We start from the raw sequence: 3,474 nt of genomic DNA on the forward strand, positions 1-3,474 counted from the left end.
GCTCAGCGGCGGCTCTGCGGCGACGGCTCAGCGGCTCAGCGGCGGCTCAGCGGAAGCGGCGCAGCCGGAGGCTGTTGCCGACCACGAAGACCGAGGAGAAGGCCATCGCCGCCCCGGCGATCATCGGGTTGAGCAGGCCCGCGGCCGCCAGCGGCAGGGCGGCGACGTTGTAGCCGAAGGCCCAGAACAGGTTGCTCTTGATGGTGCCGAGGGTCCGGCGGCTGAGCCGGATGGCGTCGGCGGCGGCCAGCAGGTCGCCGCGGACCAGGGTGAGGTCGCCGGCCTCGATCGCGGCGTCCGTCCCGGTGCCCATCGCCAGGCCCAGGTCGGCCTGGGCGAGCGCGGCCGCGTCGTTGACGCCGTCCCCGACCATCGCCACGACCCGGCCCTCGGCCTGCAGCCGCTTGACGGTGTCGACCTTGTCCTGCGGCATGACCTCGGCGATCACGTGCTCCGGGGCGATGCCGACCTCGGCGGCGACCGCCTCGGCGACCGCCCTGTTGTCACCGGTCAGCAGCACCGGGGTGAGCCCCAGGGCCCGCAGCTTCGCGATGGCCTCGGCGCTGGTCGGCTTGACCGCGTCCGCCACCTCCAGGACGGCCCGGGCCTCGCCGTCCCAGCCGACCGCGATCGCGGTGCGACCGGCCGACTCGGCCGCGCGCTTGGCCTCGGCGAGGCTCTCCGGCAGGTACTGCGACCACTCGTTGAGCAGCGCCTCCCGGCCGGCCAGCACCGCACGGCCGTCCACCACACCCTGGACGCCCAGGCCGGGCACGTTCTCGAAGCCCTCGACGGCGGGCAGTTCACCGGCCCTGGCGGCGGCGGTGGCGATGGCCCGGGCGATCGGGTGCTCGGAGGCGTGCTCCAGGGCGCCGGCCAGGCGCAGCACCTCGGCCTCGGTGACGCCCTCGGCGGTGTGCACGGCGAGCAGGGTCATCTGGCCGGTGGTGACGGTGCCGGTCTTGTCCAGGACGATGGTGTCGACCTTGCGGGTGGACTCCAGGACCTCCGGGCCCTTGATGAGTATGCCGAGCTGGGCGCCGCGGCCGGTGCCGACCAGCAGGGCGGTCGGGGTGGCCAGGCCGAGGGCGCACGGGCAGGCGATGATCAGCACGGCGACGGCTGCGGTGAAGGCGGCGGTCCAGCCCTCGCCGGTGCCCAGCCAGTAGCCGAGGGTGGTCACCGCCAGGGTGATCACGATCGGCACGAAGACCGCGGAGATCCGGTCGGCGAGGCGCTGGGCGGCGGCCTTGCCGTTCTGGGCCTCCTCGACCAGCTTGGCCATCCGGGCGAGCTGGGTGTCGGCGCCGACCCTGGCGGCCTCGACCACCAGCCGGCCGCCCGCGTTGACGGTCGCACCGGTGACGGCGTCCCCGACCCCGACCTCGACCGGGACGGACTCGCCGGTCAGCATCGAGGCGTCCACCGCGGAGGCGCCCTCGACCACGGTGCCGTCGGTCGCGATCTTCTCACCGGGCCGCACCACGAAGCGGTCCCCCACGGCGAGTTCGGCGATCGGGATCCGCACCTCGGCGCCGCCGCGCAGCACCGTCACGTCCTTGGCGCCCAGTTCCAGCAGCGCCTTGAGAGCGGCACCGGCGGTGCGCTTGGAGCGGGCCTCGAAGTAGCGACCGGCCAGGATGAAGGCGGTGACGCCGGCCGCCGCCTCCAGGTAGATGTTCGAGGCGCCGTCGCTGCGGGCGATGGTGAACTCGAAGCCGTGCCGCATGCCCGGCATCCCCGCGTCACCGAGGAACAGCGCCCACAGCGACCACAGGAACGCGGCGCCGGTACCGAGCGAGACCAGGGTGTCCATGGTCGCGGCGCCGTGCCGGGCGTTGGTCCAGGCCGCGCGGTGGAACGGCCAGGCGGCGTAGGTGACGACCGGGGCGGTGAGGGTGAGCGAGAGCCACTGCCAGTTGTCGAACTGCAGGGCCGGCACCATCGCCATCGCGATCACCGGGACGGCCAGGGCGACGGCGGTGAACAACCGCTGGCGCAGCGGCGCCAGTCCGTCGGCGGGCTCGCCCGGCTCGGCGTCCTCGCCGCCGGCGGCGGCCGGGGGCCTGGGCAGTGCGGCGGTGTAGCCGGTGGCCTCGACGGTGGCGATCAGGTCGGCCACCTCGACCTCGCCCTCGAAGGTGACCTTCGCCTTCTCGGTGGCGTAGTTGACGCTGGCCGCGACGCCGTCCATCCGGTTGAGCTTCTTCTCGATCCGGGCGGCGCACGAGGCGCACGTCATTCCGCCGATCGAGAGTTCCACCTCCGTGGAGGCGGGTGCCTGCGTGGTCATCGTTGCTCCTCGTGACAGTTGTTCCGCCTGGTCCGTCCGGCCGGGCCGTCATACCCTGGAGGGGTATCGGGCGGTGCCGGGTTCATTTATACCCCTGGGGGGTAGGGAGGGCAAGCCCTGGGCCATACCCCCCATGGGTATTTTTTCGAAGCGGGATCGGCTTGACCTGATACCCCCATGGGGTATTCACTCAGGGCACTCCTTCCCCTTCACCCCGACCGAGGAGAACCCCGCCGTGAACACCGCCCTGCGCATCACCGCCTTCACCACCGGCCTCTCCGCCGCCTTCGGCCTCGCCCTCGGCGTCGGCCACGCCACCGGCACCGGCACCGGCACCGCCGTGACCAGGCCCGCCGCCCACGCCGGACACGACGCAGGGGGCGGGCCGGCCGACCCCGACCGCCTCCCCGGCGGCCTCCAGGTCTCCGAACGCGGCTACACCCTCAGCCTCGACCAGCCCTTCGTCACCGCCGGCTCCCCCACCGACCTGCGCTTCCGCATCCTCGGCACGGACGGCGAGCCCGTCACCGCCTACCAGCAGCAGCACGAGAAGGAACTCCACCTGATCGTCGCCCCGCGCGACCTCTCCACCTTCCAGCACCTGCACCCCGTCCTCGCCGCCGACGGCACCTGGAGCGCCCCCACCGCCCTCCCCGCCGCCGGCGAGTACCGGGTGTTCGCCGACTTCACCCCCGCCGGAGCGAGCGAGGGCCTCACCCTCGGCGCCGACCTCCACGCCGCCGGCGACCTGCGCCCCGCCCGGCTGCCCGACACCGGCCGGACCGCCACCGTCGACGGCTACACCGTCACCCTCGGCGGCGACCTCACCCCCGGCCGCAGCAGCCACCTCACCCTGGACGTCAGCAAGGACGGCGCCCCGGTCACCGACCTCCAGCCCTACCTCGGCGCCTACGGCCACCTGGTCGCCCTGCGCGCCGGCGACCTCGCCTACCTCCACGTCCACCCGGACACCACCACCCCGGGCCCCGGCATCGGCTTCACCACCACCGCCCCGAGCGGCGGCAGCTACCGGCTCTTCCTCGACTTCCGGCACCAGGGCACCGTCCGCACCGCCGCCTTCACCGTGACGGCCGACGGCAGCGCGGCGCCCGCCCCCGCGGCGACCACGGCGACCACCGCGACCCAGGAGCCGGCCGCCGGCCACCAGCACTGAACAGCCC

Annotated in this window: 2 protein-coding genes; one reads left to right on the plus strand and one right to left on the minus strand. The window is 74.0% G+C overall.

Annotation, left to right across the window (positions count from 1 at the left end):
* Nucleotides 1-46: 46 nt before the first annotated feature.
* Nucleotides 47-2,293, minus strand: coding sequence for a heavy metal translocating P-type ATPase (locus tag ACFXPX_RS43580; protein WP_380645091.1), 2,247 nt, complete (start codon nucleotides 2,291-2,293; stop codon nucleotides 47-49).
* Between the two features lie 235 nt (nucleotides 2,294-2,528).
* On the opposite strand from ACFXPX_RS43580, the gene ACFXPX_RS43585 reads away from it, so the two are divergent.
* Nucleotides 2,529-3,467 (plus strand): hypothetical protein, encoded by a 939-nt coding sequence (locus tag ACFXPX_RS43585; protein ID WP_380645092.1) that lies wholly within the window; start codon nucleotides 2,529-2,531, stop codon nucleotides 3,465-3,467.
* Nucleotides 3,468-3,474 lie beyond the last annotated feature (7 nt).

The sequence above is a fragment of the Kitasatospora sp. NPDC059146 genome, from assembly GCF_042786665.1.
Taxonomy (GTDB): Bacteria; Actinomycetota; Actinomycetes; order Streptomycetales; family Streptomycetaceae; genus Kitasatospora.

Excerpts from the sequence above, each read along its gene's own strand:
- ACFXPX_RS43580 (WP_380645091.1), bottom strand. The coding sequence starts at position 2,293 with ATGACCACGCAGGCACCCGCCTCCACGGAGGTGGAACTCTCGATCGGC.